This window comes from Alcanivorax sp., from assembly GCF_002733835.1.
Taxonomy (GTDB): Bacteria; Pseudomonadota; Gammaproteobacteria; order Pseudomonadales; family Alcanivoracaceae; genus Alcanivorax.
The window spans coordinates 25,841-51,681 of record NZ_NVWY01000017.1 but is presented as its reverse complement, the minus strand read 5'-3'; the positions used below and the strand labels follow the sequence as shown (position 1 = coordinate 51,681).

General features: G+C 60.2%; 25 protein-coding genes. 11 read left to right on the top strand and 14 right to left on the bottom strand.

All coding sequences use genetic code 11. The annotated features are described in order from the left end of the window. Positions 1-140: 140 nt before the first annotated feature. Entirely contained in the window at positions 141-1,370 is a 1,230-nt protein-coding gene (locus COA55_RS09635) for a diguanylate cyclase (protein ID WP_290501836.1), read from the bottom strand. A gap of 161 nt (positions 1,371-1,531) precedes the next feature. After that, positions 1,532-1,804, bottom strand: a complete 273-nt coding sequence (locus COA55_RS09630; RefSeq protein WP_290501834.1) for an Arc family DNA-binding protein — start codon at positions 1,802-1,804, stop codon at positions 1,532-1,534. A gap of 305 nt (positions 1,805-2,109) precedes the next feature. Here COA55_RS09630 and COA55_RS09625 point away from each other — a divergent pair, with 305 nt between their 5' ends. Then, complete coding sequence (locus tag COA55_RS09625; protein WP_063520328.1) at positions 2,110-3,057, top strand: LysR family transcriptional regulator; 948 nt, start codon at positions 2,110-2,112, stop codon at positions 3,055-3,057. Positions 3,058-3,219: 162 nt separating this feature from the next. Here the strand turns inward: COA55_RS09625 and COA55_RS09620 are convergent, their stop codons facing one another. Beyond that, complete coding sequence (locus COA55_RS09620) at positions 3,220-4,128, bottom strand: 6-carboxytetrahydropterin synthase (RefSeq protein WP_290501832.1); 909 nt, start codon at positions 4,126-4,128, stop codon at positions 3,220-3,222. 217 nt (positions 4,129-4,345) lie between these two features. Here COA55_RS09620 and COA55_RS09615 point away from each other — a divergent pair, with 217 nt between their 5' ends. Then, a complete protein-coding gene (locus COA55_RS09615) occupies positions 4,346-4,684 on the top strand; it encodes a histidine triad nucleotide-binding protein (RefSeq protein WP_063520326.1) in 339 nt (112 codons plus the stop codon). 26 nt (positions 4,685-4,710) lie between these two features. Here COA55_RS09615 and COA55_RS09610 read toward each other — a convergent pair whose 3' ends face one another. Then, positions 4,711-5,337: a TetR/AcrR family transcriptional regulator gene (locus tag COA55_RS09610; protein ID WP_290501829.1), complete on the bottom strand. Its 627-nt coding sequence runs from the start codon at positions 5,335-5,337 to the stop codon at positions 4,711-4,713. Between the two features lie 89 nt (positions 5,338-5,426). Here COA55_RS09610 and COA55_RS09605 point away from each other — a divergent pair, with 89 nt between their 5' ends. Genes COA55_RS09605 through COA55_RS09595 form a run of 3 tightly spaced genes read left to right on the top strand, consistent with a single transcriptional unit; the run spans position 5,427 to position 7,801 of the window. Further along, positions 5,427-6,578: a DUF2855 family protein gene (locus tag COA55_RS09605; protein ID WP_290501827.1), complete on the top strand. Its 1,152-nt coding sequence runs from the start codon at positions 5,427-5,429 to the stop codon at positions 6,576-6,578. A gap of 30 nt (positions 6,579-6,608) precedes the next feature. Beyond that, entirely contained in the window at positions 6,609-7,223 is a 615-nt protein-coding gene (locus tag COA55_RS09600) for a GNAT family protein (RefSeq protein WP_290501825.1), read from the top strand. After that, positions 7,220-7,801, top strand: coding sequence for an acyl carrier protein phosphodiesterase (locus COA55_RS09595; RefSeq protein ID WP_290501823.1), 582 nt, complete (start codon positions 7,220-7,222; stop codon positions 7,799-7,801). The genes COA55_RS09600 and COA55_RS09595 overlap by 4 nt, the downstream gene beginning before the upstream one ends. Positions 7,802-8,155: 354 nt before the next feature. Here COA55_RS09595 and COA55_RS09590 read toward each other — a convergent pair whose 3' ends face one another. Continuing rightward, the gene (locus tag COA55_RS09590) at positions 8,156-8,989 is read right to left on the bottom strand and encodes an SDR family oxidoreductase (protein ID WP_063521013.1); all 834 of its coding nucleotides are present in this window, start codon (positions 8,987-8,989) and stop codon (positions 8,156-8,158) included. Between the two features lie 40 nt (positions 8,990-9,029). After that, positions 9,030-9,941, bottom strand: a complete 912-nt coding sequence (locus COA55_RS09585) for an alpha/beta fold hydrolase (protein ID WP_290501820.1) — start codon at positions 9,939-9,941, stop codon at positions 9,030-9,032. 54 nt (positions 9,942-9,995) lie between these two features. Between COA55_RS09585 and COA55_RS09580 the strand changes: the two genes are divergently transcribed. Beyond that, the gene (locus COA55_RS09580) at positions 9,996-10,442 is read left to right on the top strand and encodes a hypothetical protein (RefSeq protein WP_290501818.1); all 447 of its coding nucleotides are present in this window, start codon (positions 9,996-9,998) and stop codon (positions 10,440-10,442) included. A gap of 6 nt (positions 10,443-10,448) precedes the next feature. On the opposite strand, the gene COA55_RS09575 is transcribed toward COA55_RS09580, so the two are convergent. Genes COA55_RS09575 through COA55_RS09565 form a run of 3 tightly spaced genes read right to left on the bottom strand, consistent with a single transcriptional unit; the run spans position 10,449 to position 13,611 of the window. Then, positions 10,449-11,207, bottom strand: a complete 759-nt coding sequence (locus tag COA55_RS09575) for an SDR family oxidoreductase (protein WP_290501816.1) — start codon at positions 11,205-11,207, stop codon at positions 10,449-10,451. Continuing rightward, on the bottom strand, positions 11,204-12,154 hold the full coding sequence (locus COA55_RS09570; RefSeq protein WP_290501814.1) for an alpha/beta hydrolase: 951 nt from the start codon (positions 12,152-12,154) through the stop codon (positions 11,204-11,206). Before COA55_RS09570 ends, COA55_RS09575 begins: the two co-directional genes overlap by 4 nt. Further along, complete coding sequence (locus COA55_RS09565; RefSeq protein WP_290501812.1) at positions 12,151-13,611, bottom strand: NAD(P)/FAD-dependent oxidoreductase; 1,461 nt, start codon at positions 13,609-13,611, stop codon at positions 12,151-12,153. Before COA55_RS09565 ends, COA55_RS09570 begins: the two co-directional genes overlap by 4 nt. 99 nt (positions 13,612-13,710) lie before the next feature. Here COA55_RS09565 and COA55_RS09560 point away from each other — a divergent pair, with 99 nt between their 5' ends. Continuing rightward, a complete protein-coding gene (locus tag COA55_RS09560; RefSeq protein ID WP_290501810.1) occupies positions 13,711-14,718 on the top strand; it encodes an AraC family transcriptional regulator in 1,008 nt (335 codons plus the stop codon). A 121-nt stretch (positions 14,719-14,839) separates the two neighbouring features. Here COA55_RS09560 and COA55_RS09555 read toward each other — a convergent pair whose 3' ends face one another. Further along, a complete protein-coding gene (locus COA55_RS09555) occupies positions 14,840-15,301 on the bottom strand; it encodes an LEA type 2 family protein (protein WP_290501809.1) in 462 nt (153 codons plus the stop codon). Positions 15,302-15,703: 402 nt separating this feature from the next. Between COA55_RS09555 and COA55_RS09550 the strand changes: the two genes are divergently transcribed. Genes COA55_RS09550 through COA55_RS09535 form a run of 4 tightly spaced genes read left to right on the top strand, consistent with a single transcriptional unit; the run spans position 15,704 to position 19,297 of the window. Next, positions 15,704-16,201 carry a hypothetical protein gene (locus COA55_RS09550; protein WP_063519125.1) on the top strand — a complete coding sequence of 166 codons (498 nt, stop codon included), beginning with the start codon at positions 15,704-15,706 and terminating at the stop codon, positions 16,199-16,201. A gap of 9 nt (positions 16,202-16,210) precedes the next feature. Next, positions 16,211-18,136, top strand: coding sequence for a tetratricopeptide repeat protein (locus tag COA55_RS09545; RefSeq protein WP_290501806.1), 1,926 nt, complete (start codon positions 16,211-16,213; stop codon positions 18,134-18,136). After that, positions 18,133-18,636: a hypothetical protein gene (locus COA55_RS09540; protein ID WP_290501804.1), complete on the top strand. Its 504-nt coding sequence runs from the start codon at positions 18,133-18,135 to the stop codon at positions 18,634-18,636. Before COA55_RS09545 ends, COA55_RS09540 begins: the two co-directional genes overlap by 4 nt. A 37-nt stretch (positions 18,637-18,673) precedes the next feature. Beyond that, positions 18,674-19,297, top strand: a complete 624-nt coding sequence (locus COA55_RS09535; RefSeq protein WP_290501802.1) for a LysE family translocator — start codon at positions 18,674-18,676, stop codon at positions 19,295-19,297. Positions 19,298-19,398: 101 nt separating this feature from the next. Here the strand turns inward: COA55_RS09535 and COA55_RS09530 are convergent, their stop codons facing one another. The 4 genes from COA55_RS09530 to COA55_RS09515 form a co-directional block, all read right to left on the bottom strand. Then, positions 19,399-20,379: an FAD:protein FMN transferase gene (locus COA55_RS09530; RefSeq protein ID WP_290501800.1), complete on the bottom strand. Its 981-nt coding sequence runs from the start codon at positions 20,377-20,379 to the stop codon at positions 19,399-19,401. 84 nt (positions 20,380-20,463) lie between these two features. Further along, entirely contained in the window at positions 20,464-22,050 is a 1,587-nt protein-coding gene (locus tag COA55_RS09525; protein ID WP_290501799.1) for a general secretion pathway protein GspF, read from the bottom strand. Positions 22,051-22,061: 11 nt separating this feature from the next. Beyond that, positions 22,062-24,536, bottom strand: a complete 2,475-nt coding sequence (locus COA55_RS09520) for a LamG domain-containing protein (RefSeq protein WP_290501797.1) — start codon at positions 24,534-24,536, stop codon at positions 22,062-22,064. Between the two features lie 3 nt (positions 24,537-24,539). Next, on the bottom strand, positions 24,540-25,715 hold the full coding sequence (locus COA55_RS09515; protein ID WP_290501795.1) for a hypothetical protein: 1,176 nt from the start codon (positions 25,713-25,715) through the stop codon (positions 24,540-24,542). Between the last annotated feature and the right edge of the window lie 126 nt (positions 25,716-25,841).

Here is a 25,841-nt window from a genome sequence, read left to right as displayed (position 1 = left end):
AGGCGTGGACGATGCGGATATCCATTACGAGTTCTTCGGTCCGGCAGAAGGGCTTGCCGCCTGAATTTCCGATCCGCCGGTCAGTTAACGAAAGAGGCCGCGCTCCAGGAGCGCGGCCTCTTGCTTTCCGCCGGCAGCGACTAATTGAGCATTTCCACCACACCCTGATTGCTCATCATTGCCACCCGGTTTCGCCCGGCGCCTTTTGCTTGATAGAGCGCTTCATCGGCCATTTTCAATAGCTGAGCGCCGTCTTCTGCGGTGCCGTCCGAACAGGCGACCCCGACACTGATGGTCACCACCTGGCTGACTCGGGAACCGCTATGGGGAAGGCCCAGCTGCTCGACCCGGTTACGCATACGTTCGGCAAAAACCAGCGCATCGTTAAAGCTGGAGTCAGTCAGGGTAATGACAAATTCCTCGCCACCGTAGCGAGCCACGAAATCGGTATCGCTTTGCACCATTCCCAGAGGGACGCCGGCCACTTTTTTCAGGCACTCATCGCCCGCCGGGTGGCCATAGGTATCGTTGTATTGCTTGAAGAAATCGATATCGAACAGCATCAGGGTGATGCGTTCCGGGGCATCCGGGTTGTTCTGGTTCAGCTTGTGATAGAGGTGGCTCAGGCGGCTTTCCATTCCCCGGCGATTGATGCAGCCGGTCATGCCGTCGACGGTGGCCTGATTTTCCAGTACCAGATTGGCTGAGTGTAATTCGTTTCTGTGCTGGAACAGTACGTGTTCGGAAAGGAAATGCTGTCGCAACAGGCGTTCATACACGTATTGGCCAAACAAGCTCATGCTTGTAAAGGCCAGCGAGACCAGCACCAAGGTGGATGGTTCAAAGGGCTGCCGGCCGGAACTGAGTTGCAGGCTGAAAATCATGCAGCCAATCATTACCACGGAGCTGATCAGCGCGGCATAGAATGGCACCCGTATCAGGATGCAGATCATCAGGATAGCCAGTGGGGTGTGGAAAAAGAAGGTGTAGGCCAGGGGGTGCTCGACTATGGCCCCTAGATAATTGCCGGTAAGGGCAATGGCGAATGCCAGTACCAGCGTGGCTTCGTGGAGCCAGTTACGCCATTGTGGCTTGCGGATTAATACCAGACAGCCGCCGGTGAGCATCAAGGTGAAAAGCCGCGGGCGCCAGGACATGTTGAGAACGTCAGGAGAAATGCGTGACTCGATAAACATGGCGGAGACAATCAGGAACGCCACCAGTGCCAAAGCCCAGGGCATGACTTTGGCCACGCTGGCCCGGAAATAGAGGCGAAAATCCTTTTCCAGCGGTTTGGGCAGGCGCAGGTGCCACGGTAACGTAATGTCGTTGCCGGTTGGTAGCGGGGTGTGGTTCTGGTTTGCGGTCACGGCCGTAAAGGCTCCTTCCAGTCCATGAATCGGTGACGGCGTGCTGTGATCAGCATGCACTACATCATAGTGCAAAGTGCTGTCATATCGATAATGGGCACGTGGCCAGCGGTGTATTGTAAGGACAAAAGGGCGATTGTTGTTAGCCTGGCAGAGTTAATCTAATCCAAAAGCGCTAACAGTGCCTGCTGTTTCCCCTGGGGAAGTTGGCGAAAGCGCTCCAGCAGGAAGGCTTCTTCGTTGCCTTGCGGTACCGCTGTTTCGCCGTGGGGCAGGGTATGCGGCCAATTCTTCAGGCTATGTTCCAGCCGGGCAATAATTTCCGCGTTCATGCTGCGATGGCTGAGATTAGCCGCTTGCGCGACCTCGTTTCGCATACCGCAGGGAAAACGAACCACGAACTTCTCGGTTCGCGTGGTTGCGTTGCTTGTCATAGTAACCTCTGAATCACGCCTGCTTACATGAGGCTGGCGAGTGAGGCTGGCCGGCCTATGACAACAGAGCAGGCTGTGCTGTTATCTGGACACAAGCTTTAGACCTTACGCATTTTTTTGCCTCCAGGCGATACTGGCAGCGTGCCAGTAATGGCGAAATAGAGACACGGTTAACACTAGGCTAAGTAAAAGTTTTTTTACACGGAGAATCGTCGTGCCTGTGTGATCTGGTGCACGGTGCCAGTGAGTATCAGGCAGTGCTACAATTGATACTACTGATATAAAAATTGGCGGCTATTCACTTAATGAATATTGGTGCGGCAGATCTGAACCTGCTCAAGTATCTTGATGTGCTCCTGCGTGAGCAGAATGTGACCCGGGCAGCCGAGCAACTGGGGATTACCCAGCCGGCGATGAGTAATTCCCTGAAGCGGTTGCGTGAGTTGTTTGGTGATCCGTTGTTGATTCGTACCAGCGATGGCATGACCGCCACGGAACGTGCACAGGAGCTGCGGCCCCTGGTGCGGCAAATTCTTTCCCAGGCGGAGCAGTTGTTCACGCCCGAGGATGTGTTCCAGCCGGCGGACAGTCGCCGGGTGTTCCGGATCATGACCAGCGATTATGCGGAAGCCACCCTGGTGCCGCATATTGTTCGTCGCCTGCGCGCCGAGGCCCCCAATGTGGTGCTGGATTTCCTGACCCCGTCGGATGTGAGCTACCAGGACATGGAGCAGGGCCGGGTCGATATGGCGGTAAACCGCTTTAACGAAATTCCGGGGTCGTTTCACCAGGTGAGCCTGTGGAAGGATTCGTTTTCCTGTTTGCTCAACCGGGATAATCCCATTGCCAAGGGCTTTGATCTGGACAGTTATCTGTCCGCCCAGCATATCTGGGTGTCGAAAACCGGTTTTGGCGTAGGGTTCGGCATGAACCCGGAAAAGCTCGGTGGGCTGGGGTGGATTGATCATGCCCTGGAGCAACTGGGTAAAAGCCGCAAGATCAGTATTTTCACCCGCCATTACCAGATGCCGGCCCTGCTGGCCATGAATAACGACCTGGTGGCCACACTGCCAAGCCGGGTGGCGCGCATGCAGGCCCAGAACGAACGTCTGCTGATCAAGCAGCCGCCGTTTGATATTCCCGAGTTTGAATTGAAAATGGCCTGGTCATCGCTGTTGCACCACAACGTGGCACATCGCTGGCTGCGGCGGCTGATTCAGGAAGAAGCAGAGCGAATTCTGGCAGAAGAATAGCCACAAGCTACAAGCCGGGATGGGGAAACGGGAAAAGTCCAGTTTTCCTTTTCAACTTTTCACTTTGAACTTTCAACTGATCTTTCGCGGGCAGAGTGGTTAACGTGTCGCAGCGCCCCCAACCCTCGTTGCAGCTTGACGCTTGTTGCTTGCAGCGTCCTGTCAGATCACCGAGGCGCCGCTGAGCCAGCTGCTGTGGGTCTTGCCGGGCAGGTTCTCGCCGGCTTCGGCAATGGCGCCCTTGCCGACGCCTTCGAAGGCGCGGACCCGGAAGTGTTTGCCGGGGGCTTCATCGGCCAGTTGGGCGGCAATGTGCGCGGCCAGCTGCTCAACGGTGGTGTCCGTATCGACCATGTAGCAATGGTCTTCCGGGATCACCAGTTCGAAATGTCCTTGCTCGGCATCGTAACGGAACCGGTGGTGGGGAATTTCGTCGATGTAGTAGGTGCCTTCCAGATCTTCCTCGGTGCCCAGGTAGATGTCTTCCCAGCGGTCTGCCCAGAGCTTTTCCCAGTAACGGCTGCGCCGGCCATTCTCGAAAATGTGAATGCTGGAGCGATGCCCATGGGCAATGCGCTGGCAGTTGCCGTCGTGCTTTTTCAGGCCATGGGAATAGTGGTAGAACGGTGCGGTGCCGGTATCTTCTTCGCGCAGTACCACGCGTACTTCCGCCACATTTGCCGGTACCACGGTCTGGATCAGATCCATCAGGTACAGGGTCAGGCTGGCCTTGGACACTTCCGGGCCAGGCATCAGCAGCAGGCTCTGGCTGGGCGCCACCATGCGGATGGTGCCACCCCGGTAAACCCATTCCAGGCTGGTGGCGTTATCGCGTTCGGCGATGGTGGTCTGGTCATTATCCACGGGAACCAGCAGGCGGTGATCCACGCTGTCGTCGATGATCTGCTTGATGCGCTTCTTGATGTGACCAAAGTCGAAGACCATGCCCTGATCATCCAGGTCGCCGCTCAGTTCCAGGTCCACCAGCCAGGATTCACCCACCATGCCGCGCTTGGGGTGCAGGTAGGAGAAATCGGCGACGGTTAAATTTTCGACAAAAAGAGTGGCCATGCTGTTCCGGTTGATAATGATGGGTTTCGACAGGTCACTATAATGCCATTATTCTGGGCTGCCGCTAAGGTGCACAGCGCTTGCTGCGGACATTTTACGAGCAGTTATCGTAGTAGCTGTGAACCGGGGCACACCGGTTGCACAGTAAAGTGCACATGCTGTGACATGGCTACGGGGTTCCGACGTGGCTTTTCCGCTGACCCAACCGAGAGCAATTATGGCTGAAACGCTTTTCTCCAAGATCATCGACCGGGAAATTCCGGCCGATATCATCTTCGAAGACGACCAGTGCCTGGCCTTTCGGGATATCAATCCCCAGGCGCCCACCCATTTTCTGGTGATTCCCAAGAAGCCGATTGCCAAGCTGTCCGATGCTGAAGAGGCCGACCAGGCACTGCTGGGGCATCTGTTGCTGGTGGCCAGTCAGGTGGCCGGGCAGGAAGGGCTGGAGGATTTCCGTCTGAACGTGAACAACGGTGCGGGTGCCAGCCAGACCGTATTCCACCTGCATGTGCATGTGCTGGGTGGTCGCGCCTTCAGCTGGCCGCCGGGCTAAGCTGAATCTGGACCGGCTTTGCCTGGCTATTCCTCCGGGAGTAGCAGGGCCCGGGCCATGCGTGTACTCAGTTCCCCGCGCTGGTCGGGTGTGCCTGTATCCACCAGAAAGCTGTAACGACGCCCGCCCCACAAGGTCAGCAGCAGAATATCGATCACCGTGTCATCCACGGCCCCGGGAAAATCCTCCCACTGGGCGATGCATTGTGACCAGGTCCGCGCCAGGTGTTGAAAAATCTGTCGATGGCGGGCGTCGCTGGCGATCTGGTTTTCCCGTTCCAGCATCTCGCGGTCAAAATACGGAGCCTGGCCGTCTTCATCCAGTGTCAGGCGGACCAGTTTGCGCAATCGCGTTTCCCATGGCTCTCCTGCCAGGGCGGTGTTGGCTGCCGCCAGATCGCTGCAGAGCTGTTCCATGCAGTGGCGCACATACCCTGAGAGCAAGGCGGTGCGATTCGGGAAATACTCGTACAGGGTGCCGACGGCGTAACCGCTCTCTTCTGCAATGGCGCGGGTGGTGGCGGCCTCCGGGCCATCACGGCGCCAAATCCGAACAAATTCCTCGTACAGCGAATCCACCGTGAATTTTGCCCGGGCCTGGGATGGCCGCTTGTGGGGCTGCGGCAGCGATTTGTCGGTGCGATCTTTGCCCATAAATGAATCCGAACCCGTACTGGTGGCGGGGTTGTTAGCATGAATCTCAGTGAAACCGGCTCGTTGAGAGCCCGTCAACGGAGATCATTATGACGCAAAATACCACTGCCCGTTTACTCACCGACAAGGCCAACCTGGGAGCCAGCCGGTTACAGGACGAGGCCATGGCCGATGCGGCTCAGGGCGAAGTGTTGCTGGCCCTCGAGACCTTTGCTCTGACCACCAACAACATTACCTATGCCGCTTTCGGCGATGCCATGAATTACTGGTCGTTCTTCCCCACCGATGAGGAAGGATGGGGGCATATGCCGGTGTGGGGATTTGCCACGGTGATGCAATCGCGGGTCGAAGGGATTGCCGTAGGCGAGCGGTTCTACGGGTATTTTCCCATGGCGGGCTTGCTGCGGGTCCAACCCGATCGGGTCACCGAGCGAGGTTTCTACGATATCGCCATGCATCGCCAGGGGCTTCCTTCTCCCTACAACCAGTACACGCGTTGCCAGACTGATGAAGCCTATGTCCCGGAACTGGCGGATTTTCAGATGCTGTTGCGGCCGCTGTTTTTCACCTCGTACATGCTGGCGGATTACCTTGCCGACAACGGTTACTTCGGCGCCCGCCAGGTGGTGTTCTCCAGCGCCTCCAGCAAAACCGCCTATGGCACCGCTTTCGCTCAGGCCGATGGCCCCTGCGGTGCCAGCGGTGAAGCGCCGCAATGTATTGGGCTGACCTCGGCACACCATTGTGAATATGTGGCCGGGCTGGGCTTGTATGATCAGGTGGCAGATTACGATGGCCTGGAGCAGCTGGATGCCAGCGTTCCCACCCTGTATGTGGACTTTTCCGGCAGTGACGCCTTGCGTGAGCGGGTACGAGCCCACTTCGGCGCTTCCCTGGTCCATGATTGCTTCGCCGGCTCCGCCACCAACACGGATTACCTGGACGAAACGCGCTGGTCGGATCCGGTGCCGCAGTCGTTCTTCGCCCCGATCCAGATCCGCAAGCGTAACCAGGATTGGGGGGCGCCAACCCTGAGCCGGCGTTTCGGAGCGGTGCAGCGCCGTTTCCTGCGCGCCGTCAGTGATCCGAGTAATGGCTGGATGACCTTGCGTGTGCACAAGGGGCTGGAGGCGGCGCGGGCCGTGGTGGAAGACCTTTACCTGAATGGTGGTCAGCCCCGTGAGGGGCATGTGGTGCGTCTGCAGCGCCAGGACACCAGTGGGGCTAGTCGGCTATCCTGAGGGTTCATACCCTGAAGAGAGGATAGCCCGTTGAACCAACCGCCCGTGCATCGCTGGATAGAGCCAGTCCGGCTGGAAGGTCAGCACGTGGTGCTGGAACCGCTCCAGCAGGCCCATGCGGATGACCTGGCCGAGGCCACCGCTGATGGTGCGTTGTGGACACTCTGGTACACCACCGTGCCGGACCCGCAAGGGGTGGCGGAATATATCGACACCGCCCTGCGGGGCCGGGATCAGCACGGTGACATGCCCTTCGCGGTGCGCCACCGTGCCAGCGGCAAGGTGATCGGCAGCACCCGTTTCTTTCGTGTCGACGAGGATAATCGGCGCCTGGAACTTGGCCATACCTGGTACGCCCGCCGTTTTCAGCGCAGTGCGGTGAACAGCGAGTGCAAGCTGTTGCTGCTGGGCCATGCCTTCGAAACCCTGAATGCCATCGCGGTGGAGTTGCGGACCCACTGGCATAACCAGGCGTCGCGCACGGCCATTGCCCGTCTGGGGGCCAAGCAGGATGGTGTGCTGCGCCACCACACGCGTTCAGCGGACGGGGTGTACCGCGATACCGTGGTGTTCTCCATTCTTGAGCAGGAATGGCAGGCTGTACGTCAGAACCTGCGTTACCGGCTGGACCGTGGATCACCGTGAATTACCTGGCCCATTTGACCCTGGCGCAACCGTCGGTGCCCTCCAAGGTCGGTAATGTACTGGGGGATTTTATGCGCGGTGCGGTGGTCAGCGAGCTGAGTGAGCCGCTGCGCCGGGGGTTGGATAACCACCGGCTGGTGGACCGGTTTACCGACCACCACCCCTGGGTCATGGCGCAACGCCGCAGGTTTTCGGCCCGCCGCCGACGCTTTGCCGGAGTGGCGCTGGATGTGCTGTTCGATCATTTTCTGTGGCAGCACTGGGCCACCTTCTATGGCCATGACCGGGACGCCGCCATTGCCCGTGATTACCAACATCTGCAAGCGGGCCTGCCGTTGATGCACCTGACCATGCGTGAGCGGGTGGAGCGTCTGATTGAGCATGATCTGCTTAACCAATACGGGGAGTTGGAGCGGGTTGGGCAGGCGCTGGATGTGATCGCCGGGCGTATCCGTTTTGCCAATGACTTTGCCGGTATCATCCAGGAGATTGAGCCGCGCTATCAGGCATTGGAGACCGGGTTCCTGGCGTTCTATCCCGAGCTGCAAGCGGCGGTCAGGGAGGCGGCACTGGAGTGACGGGTTATCGGTTGCCGTTTTGGGATTTGATCGCGCAATGGAGTGAATGAGCTGATATAGGGATTTTTTCTGTGATCCTGCCTTGGCAACCGCTGGACGCCGGATGCCCGACGGCTGACGCTTTCAGTCAAGCCCCTGATTGATTCCTCTGCGCTTTTCGTCAACAGGTGTTACCTGATTGTCCCTGGAGTATTTCTCAAAAGAGGGGCCGGAATAGTGACCGCCTCTCAGCGCGGGTGTTTTGCGTCAGGCATTCGGCGTCGAGCGTCCTGCAAAGTGTGAGTGATACGCGATAAGCCGGGAAAACGACGGGAAAGCTGACATTCTCGCTGACCCGTGAAAAACTTTTTTTGCTCACAATGCCGGCATATTCAGTTCGGCCATGGTGTCGTAATACAGCTCATCGGCCAGGCTGCGGTTGCGGGCCCGGGGCGAGCGCAGGGCCGGCTTGTGATTGGCGAAATACTCACCGCTGATATCCGCGTACTGTTCGTCCAGCGCCAGGCTCACGGGAAGCGATGCGGCTTTTTCTGGGGTGGTGAGCGTGGGGCGAATCAGTGCCATGACGGCGCTGGGGACATGGCGGAAAATCGGCGTGTCCACGCCGCCGGGGTGCAGGGCGTTGCTGGTAATGCCCGCCTCTTGCAGGCGCTCTGCCAGTACGTTGCTGAACAGGATGTTGGCGAGTTTGGACTGGCCATAGGCGTCCATGACCAGGTAGGGCTTGCGACCTTTCCAGGTCTTCTTGTTGATCCGGCCCAGCCAGTGAGCCACCGAGGCCAGGTGCAGGATACGGGGCTGGGTGCCTTTCTGTAGCAGGGGCAACATCAGGTGCGTGAACAGCACCGGCGCCAGGTAATTCACCCCGAACTGCATTTCGTAACCGTCTTTGGTGAACTCCTGCTGGGTGGGCACCACGCCGGCGTTGTTGATCAGCACATCAATGTGGCCCAGTTCCTGATAGAGCTCAGCGGCGCAATCGCGTACCTGTTCAAGGTCTGCCAGATCCAGGGCAAACAGGCGCACTTTTGCCTGTGGGTGGGCGTTCTTGATTTTGGCCACGGCGGCCTGCCCCTTGGTCTGGTCGCGGCAGGCGAGGATAACCTCTGCGCCGCGGCCGGCCAGTTGCTCGGCCGTGCAGAAACCAATGCCGGAATTGCCGCCGGTGATCAGTACGCGTTTGCTCATGATGGTCCTTGCCCCGCTTCCCTGTTGGTGTGTGGTCAGCTTAACAGGCCTCACAGGTCGGAGTGGGGCCGGTGGAGCCATTTTCTGCGTTTTTCTGTGGCAGTTGGGTCATGGCAAGCCACTGGGAAATGTCCTGGCAAACCTGCTGCCACTGCCGGCTTTGCAGCAACAGGTGCGGCGCATTCGGATAGAAACGGTATTCCCCCTGGTCGTTGGCGGATAAGTGCGCCCGCAGGTGGCGAATGCCTGCTTCCGGGACGGAATGGTCCTTGCCACCGTACAGCAGCAGGGTAGGGATGTTCAGGTTGTTGGCCGAATCGCTGGCGCTGTCCGCCAGCTTGATCAGCCCCCAGTACGCGTCCATCCGAACCTCACGCATAACGCGCGGATCCTCGGCCAGGCGTTGAGCGCTGGTTGGGGTGAGGGTGGGATCATCGGCGTTGCGTTCAACGGTGAGGCGGTAACCCGGCGCCAGGGTAGCAGCGGTGGCGATGGCGGCGTTCCAGCCATAACGAAAACGAATCCCTTCGCGCACCGCTGGCCCGGCCAGCATCAATCCGGCGACCTTGTCCGCTTCCTGCTGGGCGGCCAGTATGGCCACGGCGCCACCCAGGCTTTCGCCGAGCACAAACAGGGGTGCGGCATGGATCTGATGCAGGCGCCGGATCTGCGTCGCCGCATCATCGACCAGTTGCTGCTCACCAGCCCAGCGGCCTTGCTCCAGCCGGTCGCCAAAGCCGGCCTGATCGTAGGCCACAAACACATAGCCGGCTTCGGCAAACCAGGGACCCAGCTGTTCAAACGCGGCGCCGAAATCCCCGAAGCTGTGCAGGCCGAGGATCACCCCGCGTGGCGTGCCGGCAGGGGTCCACTCGCGCACAGTATCGGTGAGGGGCTCAGGTATACTGGTGGTCTCTGATTGTTTGCCGGAAAAAAGACTGCATGCGGCCATCAGTACCCCGGTAAAAAGAATAAGAGAAAAGCGCAAAGTACGGAGAGTCATGCCATGAGCGTAGCAGTGCCGTTGCAACGGCGAGTGAATGCGGCAATTTTTTTTCTGGCTCTGGTGGTCACGACCGGGCTGGTCTCTCGCTGTGAGGCAGACAAGGCGCCGGTGGTGCCGATGATGGAGCTGACGGTAACGGCTTCGGCTTATAATTCACTGCACGGGCAGGGGGCGGGCCGCGACCATGCGCTCGCCGCCTGGGGCGACCGTCTGGTGCCGGGAATGCAGGCCATCGCAGTGTCCCGCGACCTGATCCGGCTGGGGTTGGCCCACAATACTGAAGTCACCGTGGAGGGCTTGCCGGGTGTGTGGGTGGTGAAGGACAAGATGCACCGGCGCTGGAAGCGCAAGATTGATATTTACATGGGGGAGGATGTGCAGGCGGCCCGTGAATGGGGCCGCCGCAAAGTCAAAATCCGTTTTCCCCGGCCGCCGGAGAAACCCTGACGCGGACTATTCCCGGCTGAGAAACGTCATGGTCATCTTGGTGGAGCCGCTGGGCAGCACCTTGTCCAGCAGCTTGATGAATTTGAACACCCCGCCGACCGGGTTATGCACCGCGACGTTTTCATTGGCGGCCTGCCAGGCTTTGGCCGCAATGTCGTCGGCGGTCAGATTCACCCCCATGCGGTCCACCACCGGGGCGCGGAATTCGGCGTCATCCAGCATCGGCGTTTTCACAAACGGCGGCATGATATCCACCACCCGAATGCCCTGGCGGGCCCACTCGATATTGAGTGCTTCGGTGAGCGCGCGCACGGCAAACTTGCTGGCGGAATAAGAGGCCAGGTGCGGCACCCCGTAGAGCGCAGACGCTGAGCTCATGTTGATGACGGCGGGCTCGGTGCTCAATTGCAGGTGCGATTGTGCCGCCAGGGTCATGTTGATCAACCCGGTGACATTGATATCAATGATCTGCTTGTGCTGGGCGGCGCTGATGTCTTCGAAGTGCCCCATGCGCAGGATGCCGGCGCAGTTGAACAGCACGTCAAAACCATTGCCCTGGGCAAAGGCCTCGCAGGCCTGCTGGCAGGCGTCGGCATCGGTGACGTCCAGCCGTTGATACCAACTGCCATCCAGCTCTTTTGCCAGCCTGGCGAGGGCGGTTTCATTGATGTCGGTCAGGCCCACCTGCCAGCCTTTGTTGTGGAAGAGTGTGGCGGTGGCCAGTCCGATGCCGCTGGCGGCGCCGGTAATCAGAATGCGTTTCATGCGTTGGCACCTTTCCCGTTTTTATGAATTGCGTGTTGGTGGATAAAGCGGGCGCAGGTCATCAGGGCCTGATCCGAATCCGCCAGTACGCCGGCATGCAATTGAAAGTCGTGCCAGCGCTGGGGGTGAATCTGTAGCCGTGTGGGCGTGCCGGCTTCGTTCAAGGCGGTGCACAGGCGGTGGCTGTCATTGAGCAGAATTTCGTCGCCGCCGGCCTGGATCAGGGTGGGGGGCAAATCACTCAAGTCGCCGAACAGGGGGGAGCATTGTGGGTTGCGGGTGTCGTCACCGGCGTAGGCGCTGGCCGCGCTGGCCAGCCAGACATGGCTGAGCATGATGTCCCGGTCGGTGTCGAAGAGCTGGCCCAGTGTCAGGTCAACCCAGGGGGAAAACAGGATGGCCGCACTGGGTAGCGGCGTGCCGGCGGCTTTAAGGGCTTGCAGTGTGGCCAGCGCCAGTCCGCCTCCGGCGGAGTCTCCCATCAAGGTCAGCGATGCGGGGCTGACACCGTCGTCCAGCAGGGCCTGGTAGACCGCGACGGCATCTTCGATGGCGGCGGGGCAGGGGTGCTCGGGGGCGAGCCGGTAATCCGGCACCACCACGTGGGCATTGGCAAACTTGGCCAGGTGCGAGGTAATCGCCTTGTGGCTGTCCGGGCTGCCGGCCACGTAGCCGCCGCCGTGCAGATAGAGCACGGTGCTTTGCGCATGCAGTGGCTGGTAGTGGCGGCAGGGTACATTGGCAATGGCCTTGTCATGGCTGCCGATGCCGCCGGCCTTGAGGGTGCTGTAGGCCATGATGTCCAGCCAGCGCCGTTGCGCGGCAAAGCTGAAACGGGGGTTGGCGACGGGTTTGAACAGCAGGGCCAGGGACTGGCGCAGGGCGCCAGCCAGCAACTGCTGAACGGTGGACTGGCTACGGCTGATGCGGTCAACAAACAGGCTCATAGGGCTTTGTACTCGTAGTCGCTGAGTTCCAGGTGCTGGGTCTGGCGGCGATAGTCAAAGGTGAACCCGGGCCAGTTGTTGGTGTTCTTGCCGCTTTCGGTTTTGTACCAGCTGTGGCAGCCCTTGTCCCATACCGTGTCGCTGATTTTACGTTGCACGTTGTCGTTGAAGCGTGCCTGCACGCTTTCGCGCACTTCCAGAGAATGCAGTTTTTGCTCGTCCATTTCTGCCAGGCATTGTTGTACGTAATGAATCTGGCTTTCCAGCATGTAGATAATGGAATTGTGGCCCAGGTTGGTGTTGGGACCATAGAGCATGAACAGGTTGGGGAAGCCGCGCACGGTGATCCCCAGGTACGCTTCGGCGCCGTCCTGCCAGGCGGTATTCAGGTCCACTCCATCGCGGCCGGTGATGGTCATCGGGGTCAGGAAATCGGTGGCCTTGAACCCGGTGCCGTAGATGATCACGTCCACATCGTGGTGGGCGCCGCTGCTGTCGGTGAGGCCCTGTTTGTCCACCGCATCGATACCGTAGTTGATCACTTCCGTATTGGCCTGGGCCAGTGCCGGATAGTAGTCGTTGGACATCAGGATGCGCTTGCAGCCCATGGGGTAATCCGGGGTCAGCTTTTCGCGCAGCACCGGATCACTAATCTGTTTTTTCAGGTGCCGTGAGAACAGCCACTCGTACACCCCCATGGCCTTCTGGAAAGAGGTAAAGCCCAGCACCCGGGATTCATTGGCCGCATAAATGCGCATGCGATCCAGCGTTTGGGTCAGCGGCAGTTTCTTCAAAACCCAGTGTTCCGCTTTCTTGTAGGCGCGGTCCGGTTTGGCAATTACATGGGCGGCGGAGCGCTGGAACAGCTTGACCTTGCCGGCCACTTTGGCTACCTCCGGCACAAACTGAATGGCGCTGGCGCCGGTGCCGACAACGGCCACGGTTTTGCCGGTCAGGTCTTCATCGTGATTCCAGCGGGCGCTGTGGAAATGTGGGCCCTGGAAGTCCTCGATGCCGGCAAGCGGCGGGTACGCCGGTTGGTTGAGTTGGCCGGTGGCGGTGATCAGGGCGCGACAGGTGATCACCTCGCCATTGGTCAGGGTGATTTCCCACAGGCCGGCATCATCCAGAAAGCGGGCTTCGGCCACTTCAGTGTTGAAGCGAATGTGGCGATACAGATCGTATTTGCGTGCGCAGTATTGCTGGTAAGCAAAAATTTCTTTCTGCGGCGCGAAGCGACGGCTCCACGGGTAATGGCGTTCAAAGGAAAACGAATACAGATGAGAGGGCACATCACAGGCGGCACCAGGGTAGGTGTTGTCGCGCCAGCAGCCGCCCACATCGTGGCCCTTTTCGATCAGCAGCACGTCGTCCTGCCCCTGGGCTTTGAGGCGAATGGCCATGCCCAGTCCACCGAAGCCGGCGCCAATAATGATCACGTTGTGCGTTGCTTGCATGGGAAACAATCCAGTTAATAACGTTACGCTCCACTCTAGCGATACATAAACGCCTTGTTTATGGCATTCTGGGACAGAAAATTGTGGAGTTCGGACATCATGACGGTACAGCGAGCCATTACCAGCGTGCGCATGCAGGTGGCCTTTGCCGAAGAGCAGGGGGTGCCGGTAGCGGTCTGTCTGCAGGATTCCGGCATTCCCCCGGAAATGCTGGGCCGGGCCGATTGCACCATTGAGGCGGGGCAGGAGCTCACCGTGGTGCGCAACTTGTGCCGGGCACTGGGTAATGATGCTGAGCTGGGGCTGGCCATGGGGCAGCGTTATCACCTGAGCAGCTATGGGGTCTGGGGGTTTGCGCTATTGAGCAGCCCCACCTTTCGCCAGGCGGTTGAGCTGGGGCTGCGTTACCTGGATCTGACGTTCGCGTTTCTGGATATTTCCCTGCAGGAGCAGGGCGGTGACGCCATGCTGATTCTGGATGACAGTGGTGTGCCGGAGGAGGTCCGCGAGTATCTGCTGGCCCGGGATGCCAGTGCGGTGATGATGATTCAGGACGAGTTGTTTGCCGGGCGCATTCCGCTTTCTTCACTGGAAATGCGCCTGCCGGCGCGCCCGGCTGCCTCTTTCGAAGCGATTTTCGGTTTGGTGCCGCAATTTGATCGCCCCCGCAGCCAGGCCCGCTTTGTGGCCGGGTTGCTGGATATGCCGTTGCCCCAGGCTAATCCGGTGACTGCCCGTTTGTGCGAAGAGCAGTGTCATCAGCTATTGGTGCAGCGTTACCGCAAGGGCAGTGTGGCGGCACGCGTGCGCCGGCGATTATTGCAGCAACCGGGGCGGTTCCCGGATATGGAGGCTATGGCAGAAGAGTTGGCGATCACCAGCCGGACGTTGCGCAGGCAGCTGGCGGCGGAAGGAACCAGCTACCGGGCCCTGCTGGATGAGGTCCGGCGGATGCTGGCGGAGCAGTGGTTGTCGTTGGGCATTCTCAGCCTTGCTGAAATCAGCGAACGCCTGGGTTTCTCTGAACTTGCCAATTTCAACCATGCCTTCCGGCGCTGGACCGGGCAGACGCCCGGTCGCTTCCGGCGCGAGCGTAAGGGTGGATGATTTTTACCACAGAGGTTTCATGGACTGCAGGAGGCTGCTTGCAGGCGAACCGGCTTGGCGGACCAGGGTCGATGTTCGCTTGCAGGCAAGCTCCTACAGCAAGGATTGCAAGACAGTGGCTTCAAGGCATCGTCGGCAGTTCCATTTCGCCTTCCTTGTCGAAAGACAGGGGAATCGGCACACCCGCCACCCGTGCCTTGCCGACCAGCCGGTATTGCAGTGGCTGGTCCTGATTCTGCTGGATTTTCTGCAGCTGCTGCAGGCTGCTCAACAGGCTGGTGGTAATGGTGGTGGTGACCTGGGCATCGCCCATGGCGGGCAGAGTGATGCGTTCGTTGGTCAGTCCACGGGCAAATTTCTCCCCATTGACGTAGATCTCGTAATCCAGGCTGTTGAGGGTGAGTTCCCGGTCGTTGGGGTTGCGGGCCCGCAGGGTCAGCCCCCATTCCTGCTCGAACAGGTTGAAACTGTTCAGGTTAATGCCGGATACGCTGACTTCCGGGGACTCCAGGCCAGCCAGGCTCTGGCAGCCGCTCAGTATCAGCAGGCCCATGGCCATCCACAGGGAAACCGCTTTTTTCATCTACTCACTCCATCCATAGGGCACAGGGGGTTACGACGTGCCGGTTAGAGGCCAGCATAACGGGAAAGTTGCCAGTGTGAAGCAGAAGAAACAGAAGAGGGAGGAGGGTGATTAATGCGTGCCGGACGGCCCGATCGCCAGTCACACCACCGCGCCCCTTGCGGGGCGCCTGTGGTGCGGCATCCTGACCGGGCCGCCGGCACGAGGGCCGAATGACAGAATCATCCGGCTTTCTCGATAGTCGCGTGATCGCCGGGGCGAAAGCAAGTACCAGATGTCGTAAATTTGTATCCGGCAGGCTGTGACAATCACAACAGTCAAAGCCGACAAGCTATGGTAGATTTCCTGAAAAGAACGTATCTGAAAACAACGTAGATAATCGCTAACACCGGGGGAGCGCACATGCGCCGCGCATTCATTTTGTTGTTGATGCTGGTCGCAGCCCAGCTGCACGGGGCCGAGCTGGACAAGGATCTGGCCGATTTCAAACGTGACGTGCTGGAAGTCAATAAACGCCTGCTATTGCTGGAAGAAGAGTTGCTGTTCCCCGCCGATACCCAGGTCGGGATTTACGTGTCTCTGGATGTGGGGCATTTTTTTCAACTGGACAGCATCACGCTGGAGCTGGATGGCGAAGTGTTGGCCAGCCACCTTTATACGGAAAAGGAAATCCGCGCCCTGATGAACGGTGCGGTGCAGCGCCTGGCGCTGGCCAATGTGAAGAATGGTGACCATGAACTCACGGCCTTTATCACCGGCATTGGCCCTGCCGGACGGGAAATGCGCCACGGGGTGACCGGCCACTTCGACAAGAATCATGGCCGCCATTTCGTTCAGCTTCATATCGAGGACGATACCGCCAAACAGCAGCCGCGTTTCCGTTTTCGCGACTGGCGCTGAGAGCGGTCTATGCGAATGCGCGGATGCTTGAAAGGGCTGGCGGTGGGGCTGCTGTTGTTGCTCAGCTCCCTGAGCCAGGCCCGCCTGGACGAACCTCACCAGGTACAGGAGCTGGCCTACGGCGAGGTGGCTTATCTTTACCTCAAAGGGGATTATTTTGCCGCTCTGACCCGCGCCCAGATGGCGCTGGAGCGGGGCGAGGTGGATATCCACAAGGCGGATATGGAAGTGCTGTTGGGGGCCATGTACAGCGCCTACGGCATGCCCGAAGACGCCGAGCAGGTTTTCAACCAGCTACTGGATACCCAGGTCAGCGGTGAGGTCGCCCAGCGGGCGTGGATCCATCTGGCCGGCCTCTATTACCGCCAGCAGAAATATGAACAGGCGCTGACCATGCTGGATCAGCAGGTCGGTGAGCCGCCGGCAAAACTGGAAGAGGTATATTTCAGTTTGCGAGCGCGGATATTGATGCGCCTGCAACGCTATGAAGACGCCGCAGAGCTGCTTGATGCGTTTTCCGAAGATCACCCACTCAATGCCTACCTGCGTTACAACCTGGCAATCAGCTGGATTAACGGCAAGCACCCGGGGCTGGGCCAGGAGTGGCTTTGGCAGCTGGCCAACTTGCCGCCAGGGGATGCCCAGACCAACGCCATCAAGGAAAAAGCCATGTTGGCGCTGGCGATCTACATGATGCGCAGCGACCAGGAAGACCGGGCGCTGACCCTGCTGCGCGATGCCCGCCTGGAAGGGCCTTTTGCTGATATCTCCCTGCTGCTCTATGCCCGTGCGCTGCTTATCGAAAACCAGCCAGGCAAGGCATTGCCGGTGCTGCAGCAGCTGGACACGAAATCGATCCAGCGCTTGCCAGTGCAGGAAGCGCAGCTGGCGATTCCCTACCTGTACGAACAAATGGGGGACCAGCGTTCTGCCAGACAGGGATTCGAGACTGCGCTGGAGCGCTTTGATGGTTTGCAGCAATACCTGCTGGAAGTGGAAGCCGATATAGCCAGTGGTGAATGGTTCACGGCCATGGTGGGAGAGCCCCGCTGGTCCACGGCCATGGACCCGGTGCCGCCGTTTCTGCCGCGCCGGGTGGAAAGTTTCCCAACCTTTTATGAATGGTTCGCCACCACCGAATTTCAGCGCGGCTGGAATAATTACCACGAGCTGTTGCGGCAGAAGAACCTGCTTACGCAATGGCAGGAGAAGCTGCCGGCCTTCGAGACATTGATGGCGGCCCATCGGCGCAAGCAGGACGAAACCCGCCCTGCGGCCCGAGCACTATTGGACGATCTGTCACAGCAGGATTTCCAGGGACGCATGACCCGTTTGCAGCGCCGTTACGATGAGGCCGTGGCCAAACAGGACCCGTTGCCCTTCGCCACCGACAAGGAGCGCACGCTGTGGGAGGCCCAGCAGAATGCCGAGCAGCGCACCGATGGCTGGGGCAAGCGAAAGCGCCCTGACGTGACCGCCAAGCTGGATTTCTACAAAGGCGTGTTGCTGTGGGAGATGCAGGAAAACATCGTGCCGCGCCAGTGGGAACGTCAGCATCAGCTTAATGAAATCGATGGGTTACTGGATGAAACCCGTGTGCTGCGCAGCCGTGTGCTGTTTGCCACATACCGCTCCGAGCGGTTGGAAGATTTCTCGCAAGAATTGAATGCACTGACCGGCGAGCTGGAACGCTTACAGAAACGCGGGGCGCTGCTGATGCGTCGCCAACAGTACGGATTGCAGGCCTCGGCCTATGAACAGGTCACCGAAACCCGCAACCGCCTGAAGCGTTTCAGTGCGTCGGCCCATGAAGGGCTGGCTGATCTTTACCATCGCGCCTTGCGCAGCAGCCGCGAGCGTGAGCAGGCACCGACAGATGCCGCGCCCCAGTCCCCCGAGTTCCCGTTGCAGCCGCCCATGGGGTCGCCCCGGTGACCGCGCAACAGCTGGATTCCTTGCGCCACGCCGGGCAGGGGTTCGACCTGATCAGTGGTGGGGCGTTTTCGCCGGCGGACTGGGGTCTTTACCCGGATGGAGACAGCTCCGATTGCTGGCGGGGTTACCTGTGCCATTACGTGATTGAGGGCGACACCCTGTTCCTGAATGAACTGGAATTGTGTGAGCCGGCCAGTGGGGTGATCGGCCTGGACGAGCAGGGGGATATTATTTCCACTCCGGCGCGCTGGCCGAGAATTAACGAGGTGGCACCGGAAAGGGTGAGAGGGGGGCTGATGCCCTGGCGCTATCCTGCTTTGCAGCTTCCTCTTGGCTTTACCGGCACGTTGGTGGTGGGCCAAACCCTGCGGGACGACAGTCTCTACTTGGCCGGCGCGGCGGATTTTCCGCAGGCGGAGGATTACCGTACGGTTCTGCGTTTGCAGCTGGAGCAGGGCCGGTTGTGCTGTGACGCGCAGGATGGTCTGGGTTCGCTGTAAACTGGCATTGTTCATTGTTCTGTTTCGGTGAGGGTTTATGGATATCCCGTCGCTGTTTCTGTTGATGCTATCCCTGGTGGCCATGGCGGCGCTGCCCAGTACCAGTGTGGCGTTGGTGGTGGTCCGTTCAGCCCGGTTCGGCGTTTCCCATGGTTTGCTGGTGGCCGCAGGTATTGTGCTGGCGGACCTGTTGTTTGTGAGTATTGCGCTGTTTGGCATGGTGGCACTGGCCCAGTGGCTGGGCGCAGCCTTTGTGGTGGTGCGGATACTGGCCGCGGTGTGGTTGATCGGTTTTGGCGTGCAGTTGATGCGTTCACGGGTGGCGATAGCGGGCCATTCGGGCAGTGGTGATGCGCGTGCAGGTCATCATGGTGTGAGCTTTATGGCGGGCCTGCTGGTGACGCTGGGCGATATCAAGGCCATCGTGTTTTATGCCAGTTTGCTGCCGGTGTTTGTGGATGTGCCTGCGCTGCAGGGCGCGGCGATCGCTGCGGTGTTGTGGGTAACGGTCGTGGCCGTGGGCGGTGTAAAAGTCGCCTATGCCTTGCTGGCAAGCCGGCTGGCGGCGGTGGCCTTGCCGGGTCGCTATCGACGGCCGCTGCAACTCGGCACCGGTAGCGTGATGGTGGGGGCCGGGGTCGGCCTGCTGTTTCGCGCTTAAGGTCACGCTGAGCATGCAAGGAGTTATTCAGAGGTTCCCTAATCCGACCTGCTGTTTATTGCGTCAGGCTCCAGGCATTGGGCGTCTGGCGTCCTGGGCTCTCAGCCACCAGTCAGGTCGTCAGAGTAGGTAACGTTTCCCTTCCGGTCGATGATGATGGCCGAAGTGCCGGGCAGGCGATTGATCAGCGCCAGGCCCTTTTCCGCCCCCAGCACAAAGACGCTGGTGGAGAGGGCGTCGGCATCAATGCTGTTGTCACACAACACGGTCACGCTGGCCAGCCCATCGATGCTTTTTCCGGTTTTCGGCGACAGGATGTGGTGAATGCGGCGGCCGTCCTGGATGAAGTAACGCTGATAATCCCCTGAGGTGGACATGGCCAGGTCGGCCATGGGTAGCCTCATGGCGATGTCCTGTTTGCTGCGTGGATGTTGAATTCCCACTTCCCACGGGCGACCCCGATGATCCCCCAGTACATAGCTGTCCCCGCCCAGTGACAGGTAGGCATGCTCGATGCCCGCCTCTTTCAGCAGGGCGATGCCCTGATCAATCGCGTACCCCTTGGCGATGCCGCCCAGATCGATACGGGTGCCGGGGTCACGGAAGCGGACCTTGTCCGGTGCGGTCAGTTCAATGCGGTCGGCACCGATATGCTGACTCGCGGCGGCCAGCTCGGTATCGTCCGGCGCCTTGCCATCGCGGTAATCGTACAGGTGCCCGGCACTGGCAAAGGTAATATCGAAGGCGCCATCGGTGAGCAGGTAGTAGTCCAGAGAGCGCGCCAGCAGCTGATAAAATTCCACGCTGATGGTTTGTGTTGTCTCGCCGGCATGGGCGTTGACCCGGGCCAGTTCGCTGCTCTCCACCCAGGGGGACAGCAAGGCATTCAGCCGTGCCATTTCCTCTTTCAGAGCGTCAAACAAGGACGCCGCATCCTGCTCGGACCACAGTGTGACGCTGGCCCGGGTGCCCATTACATCCCAATCCTGTTGTTGCCAGCGCGCCTGTGCCGGCATGGCCAGCAGGAGCAGGGCAGGTGTGATCAATGTGATCAGGCGGGCAGCGGGGAGCAGCGAAACCATGGCAGTCGTCTTCAGGTTGTCAGCAAGGGAGAGTGACAGCAGTGTACCTGCCGGGGCCGCCCTGTGCTGCCCCGGCAGCTGGGATCATGCTGGCGGTGGGAAAACCGGACCGCTGACGATGGGGTTGAAGGCGGCTAGTTTGTCCAGCGAAGCGGCGTTGCCCAGGCTGTGATTGGGGAAGCGGGCGCTGAATTCGCCCAGCTCACCGTGCAGGGCCATGTAGTTCAGCCACACGGTTTCCGCCAGCAGGTTCACGTTGTTGGCTGCCGGGGTGCCGGCGGTTTCCACCGAGGCGTTGCTGCGCATCCAGCCCAGTTGCTGATGATTCTCGGCACTGGCGCCGTTGGTGTTCAGGGTCGGGCGGCCGTTGGGGTTGTAGACCAGAAAGAACGAGGCGGCGGTGGAGGAATTGTCACCGGTCCATTCGCCTTTGCCGCGACCATTGGCGGAATCATCAATGCGCCCGTTACTGGACACGGAGCCATCGCTGAATACGTACAGCATCAGCGGCATGTTGCGGCGGCGGGCGTATTCCAGGCAGGCGCCCATGCAGCGCCCGGCGCGCAGGTCCCGGATTTCCCCGGTGCCACGCTCGCCGGTGTGGTAATCGAAGCCGCCCATGGAAATACAGCCGGCGCCGGCGTAGCCGTTGACCACCAGCTTCATGATGGAGGCGGTTTTTTCGAACTCCCGATCATTCAACTCTGACTCGGAAAAGATGCTGAGGATGTCCGTGTCCTCACGAATATTCAGGGCAGAGGGATTGCCATAGCGGTCGGTAATATCGGCGGCTTCCACATAGCCGCAACGCAGCAAGTCGCGCAAATTAGCGCGGCGGTTGGCGTCGCTGAGGCCGCTATTGATACGATCGATGCGCTTGTGGCTGATGCGAGCAATGGATTCCATCACCGACACGGCATCGTCCTTGGACAGCATTCCCACCAGCTTGCCGGTGTCCACCAGGCCGGTCACGTCGGTGCCTCGGTCCACCTTGGTGGGGCGGGCGGAGGCGATGATGGAACCGTCCGGGGACATGGAGTTACCGCCGGACAATGAGCTGCGTGACCCGATCAGCGACAGCAGCTCGCCGTCGGCGCCGGCATTGAAGATGCCGTACATGGGATTGTGCGGGTTGTTGGCGGTGTCGTTTTCGGAGCGCGCCGGAATCACGCAGCCATTCACGTTGCCCATGGCGCCAGCGGCTTTTTCCTGAATGCCACGCAGGAAGGGCGAGTCACTGTGAAAGGCCAGCCCCAGATCCGTGTTGACCACGCCGGGATTGGTGCTGGGCGCCATATCGCCGGGCAGGCCCAGTTTGGAGTAGCCGGCACTGCTGAGAAAATCCAGCTGGCCGCCCTGGCCGCCCACCAGCACATTGGAGCCGGCGATATTGGCGCCGCCGGCCAGGTCGAAACAGATGAACGGAATCTTGCCGGCGCCGGCACCGAGGATGCCGCAATCGGATTTGATGGTTTCCAGGTCGCCCTGCAGAGCCGCCATGGCCTCGCGGGGATTACTGAACAAGCCGAACAGGCCCACGCTGCCGAAGGCTGCGCCGGACAACAGGCCGCGCCCAAGCATGTCACGACGACTGATGGGTTTGCCGTGGCCCAGATTCAGCAGTGGGGCGTCGGGGTGCAAGGCCTGTGGTTTTTTCATCATTCTTTTCATGGTCGTGCCCCTTATTGAAACAGCATGGTGGCGCTGCCCAGCATGGCCGCGCAGGCCGCCTTGGTGGCGGTGGCGGTGCGCTCCACGCAGTCACTGCTGCATTGGGTCAGGTTGGTATTGAACAGCAGGTTTTCCAGCTCGCTTTCAACCCCGTTGCGGTCTGGCTGGCTGGCCTGGCCATTACCGACCATGCGTTCAAACAACGGTGAAATGACCCAGTCTTTCCAGTTCTGCTGGCTGAGGGTGTCGGCGCCGAGGTTGTAGTTCATGCCCACGAACAACGGCTCGATGCTGGCGTCATTGTTGCGCTCGGCTTCTACCAGCGCGTTGCAGTATTCGATGGCCAGCTGGGCCACCCCCACTTGATGCGCAGTGAGGAAAGCTTCGATATTTTCCTCGCTGGGCAATTGGGCACGCAGGCGCCGGTAGGTGTCCGGCACTTCGCCGTAGCCTTCCGGCACCCCGGTGAGCTGGCTCATGGTGGCGTTGATTTCGGCAAAGTTGCGCAGGCCGGGCAGCGGCTGTTCGCCGTACTGGTTGGGTGTCAGCGGCAGGGGCTGCGGGTCGGTATGCACATTGGTGTGGCTGCCCAGGCGTTCGAAGGTGAGGAAGAACTCGTCGTTTTCCTGGCCTTGCTCCACGGGTAGCAGGGTTCCCAGGCGGGACAGGGTTTCGCCCTGTTCGCTGTAGCCCTCACCGCCAATCAGGGTGTCCACCGTGGCAAAGGACTGGGCCACGTCGGGGACGCGACCGTTGATGCCCAGACGCAGGCCTTGCAATGCCACTTCCGATTCGACGATATCCTGTTCCAGGTTGATGAAATAGGGCGCGGCGAACAGGTAGCTGTAGTTATCGAAGCGGGACACTTCGAACACCAGGTAGGCGCCGGGCTGATCAATCAGGTGACCGATGTAGAAAGGCAGGAAGTAGCGCTCGCCCACTCCGGCGGCAAAATTGGTGCGGATCTGGTCACCGGTGAGTGCCCGGCTGTGAAGGGCGGCAAACCGGATCACCCCTTCCCAGGGGCGGTCGTTGGAGGCTTCGTTGCCGAGTACCAGGGCAAAGGTGTCATCCCAGGTGTTGAGCAGGCTCGGGGTAACCGGGTCGGTGGCGCCATTGCGTTCACCATTGATGTAGAGCTGGCGGCCGTTAACCGGGTCAAAGGTGATGGCGACATGCTGCAGGCTTGCCTGAAGCGGGTCATCGGCGGTGGCCAGTACCGGCTCACCGTTGCTGTCGGTGGCTTCGCCGATGCGCTGGTAGGCCAGGTAGTTGCTGCCGCTTTGTGCCAGGGTCAGGTTCCGGGCCATGGTGCCGGCGGAGTAGCTGATGATGTGGGCATTGTCCTGCCCGGTACTGGCGGGAACCAGCCAGGCTTCCAGGGTCAGTTCGCCGGTGGCGGCAATCAGGTCGGTGAGTTTTTTGCTGGTCTGGGTGCTGCCCTGGGCTTTGCCGCCGTTGAGGCGAATGCCCCAGCCGCCTTCCCAGGCCACATCGCCGCTGAATTGCAGGTGAATGGGGGGCTCCACGCCGGAGGAATCGTAGGCCGTCAGGCCTTCGCCGGTTTTGAACTCATAACGGGCGACCACGTTGCTTTCGTAGCGTCCGCCCCCAGCGGCCAGGGTGCCGTCATCCACGGTGAGTGCCTTGCTCAGCACCAGATCGGCATCCGGTGCGGTGGCGGTAATGTTGTTGGCCATGGCGCGAATGGCGTCTTCCATGGCGTCGGCATCGTTGCTGCAGCTGTCGCTCCAGCAGTTGTGGTTGTCCTCGCGCAGGCGCTCTACCAGGCGGCTGAGTTCAGGCTGGTTCAGGTCAATCTTGCTTTGCGCGGCACTGTAGGCTTCGTCCACATCGTCGGCGGCCAGGTAGGGCGCCTGCGGGGTGGCGGCATCGCTGCGGTGGCATTCGCTGCAATGCGGCTCCAGTAGCGGGTAGACAGTGGTTTCGAACAGCCCGCTGTCCACCGGGAAGTTTTTGCTGTCACCGGGATCGTACAGGGGCGGTGGGTCCAGCTCGGTGGTGCCGCCACCCAGGCCCAGGGTTTCTCCGGCCCAGGCGCTGATCCAGGTGCTGATCTGGTCGGCACAGACCTGCGGGTCCGCTTCCCAGCAGTTATGGCCACCGGCTACTTTCTGCACCATGCGCGATGTCGCGGGCTGGTTCAGGTTGATCAACGGGTTTGCCGCCGCATAGGCGGCGTTGATATCACCGGTTTGCACAAAGGCAGGTTGCTGGTTGCGGTGGCAGGCACCGCAACGCTGTTCACTGACCAGGTTGTTCCAGATGTATATCTTGAAGGCGGAGGTGTCTGCGTTGCGCGGGGCGGGGCCGGTGTAATTCACGCCACTATCGCCGTTGCCGGTATCCACGTTCGGTTGTGTGTCGGCACCGCTGCCACTGCCGCCACAGCCACTGAGCAAGGTGATGAGCAGGCTGGCCAGCAGGGCTGCCGCGCGGGGATGAGCAAGCTGAGAATACGTCATCCGTTACTCCCCCATGCAGTAGGTGGCCGCATCAGAAAACAGGGTTTTCATGCGGTAGTTATCGTTTTTGAAGTTGCTGGTCATGCTGGCCAGCTCGGCGGTGTCGGCACCATCGGCGGGTTTGCGCAGGCACACGGTCTGGAACACTTTTTCTGCCTGGCAGGTGGCAAAGACTTCACTGTGGGCCAGTTCCTTGCCCATGCTGGCGGCACCTTCGCCGCTGCCCGGGAGGTTCGGATCCCAGCCCAGGTTGGCATTGGGGCCCTTGCGCCAGTAGTTGTCCCAGCTGTTGTCGGGGGTGATGTAGCCCCAGGGAAAGTTGTTGCCGTTGATCAGGTATTTGCCCTGCACCCGGGTGCCGGTGTCGGCATCGTTGCCGCTGTTGTAGACCATGCGGCCGCCATTGCCTTCCTGTTCGCCTTCCCAGTCGTAGTAGGCAAAGGCCTGGGCCAGCGGGTCCATGCCGCTGTGACAGCCGATGCAGCTGTTGCGGAAGATACGGCTGTCGCCACCGGGGCTGCGGCTCACGTCCTGGCGGATGCGGTCGGAGGGGCGGGTGGTGTCCTTGACCTGCTCCAGGTCACGGCACATGTGATTCATCATGGTGAAGCGCAGCATGGCCCGGTTGGTGCCGGCGTAAAAAAAGGCGTTGGCGGCGGCACGGGTGGTGAGTACTCCGGCCACGGCTTCTGCGGGGGTGCCGTATTGGCTGGCCTGGCTGCTTTCGGTGAGTGCCGTGCTCAGGTCCGCATGCTGGTTTTCCAGGGCTTCGTAATGCGCATTGCTGGAGGGGGAGGCGGCCGGGCTGGCGTTGCCCACATAGAGCAGGTCGCTGTAGAGGATGCGGCGGAAGTCCACGTCGTCACGAACCACACCGATGATGGTGGCGGTGTAGTCGTTGAGCGGTGCAAACACATCCTGGGCTTCGTTGGTCCAGGGGGTGGCGAACTGCTTGATGGTGACGTTGTAGAAGGCCGGATGGTCCATGGCCAACTCGGCGGCGGCGGCGGCCTGGTTGTTGTCGATCAGGCTTGCCATTTCGGTCAGCGTTGCGGCATCGGCCGGTACGCCGGCCAGCCGATTGTGGATGCGTTGAGCCTGATCCCGGCTGTTTGCCGTTGCGGTGGCGGGTACCACCATGGCAAGCGCGATCAGTATGATCCCCCGGTAGCCTTTCATGGGCTTGGTCCTTGTTGTTCTCTATGAGCGCCGCAGCCGCCTAAGGTGGCCGCCGGCAAGCCAGTAGTGATAATGCTATTACCGTTTAACCGATTTCCCGTATCCCGTGAGTATTCTGTATGACAT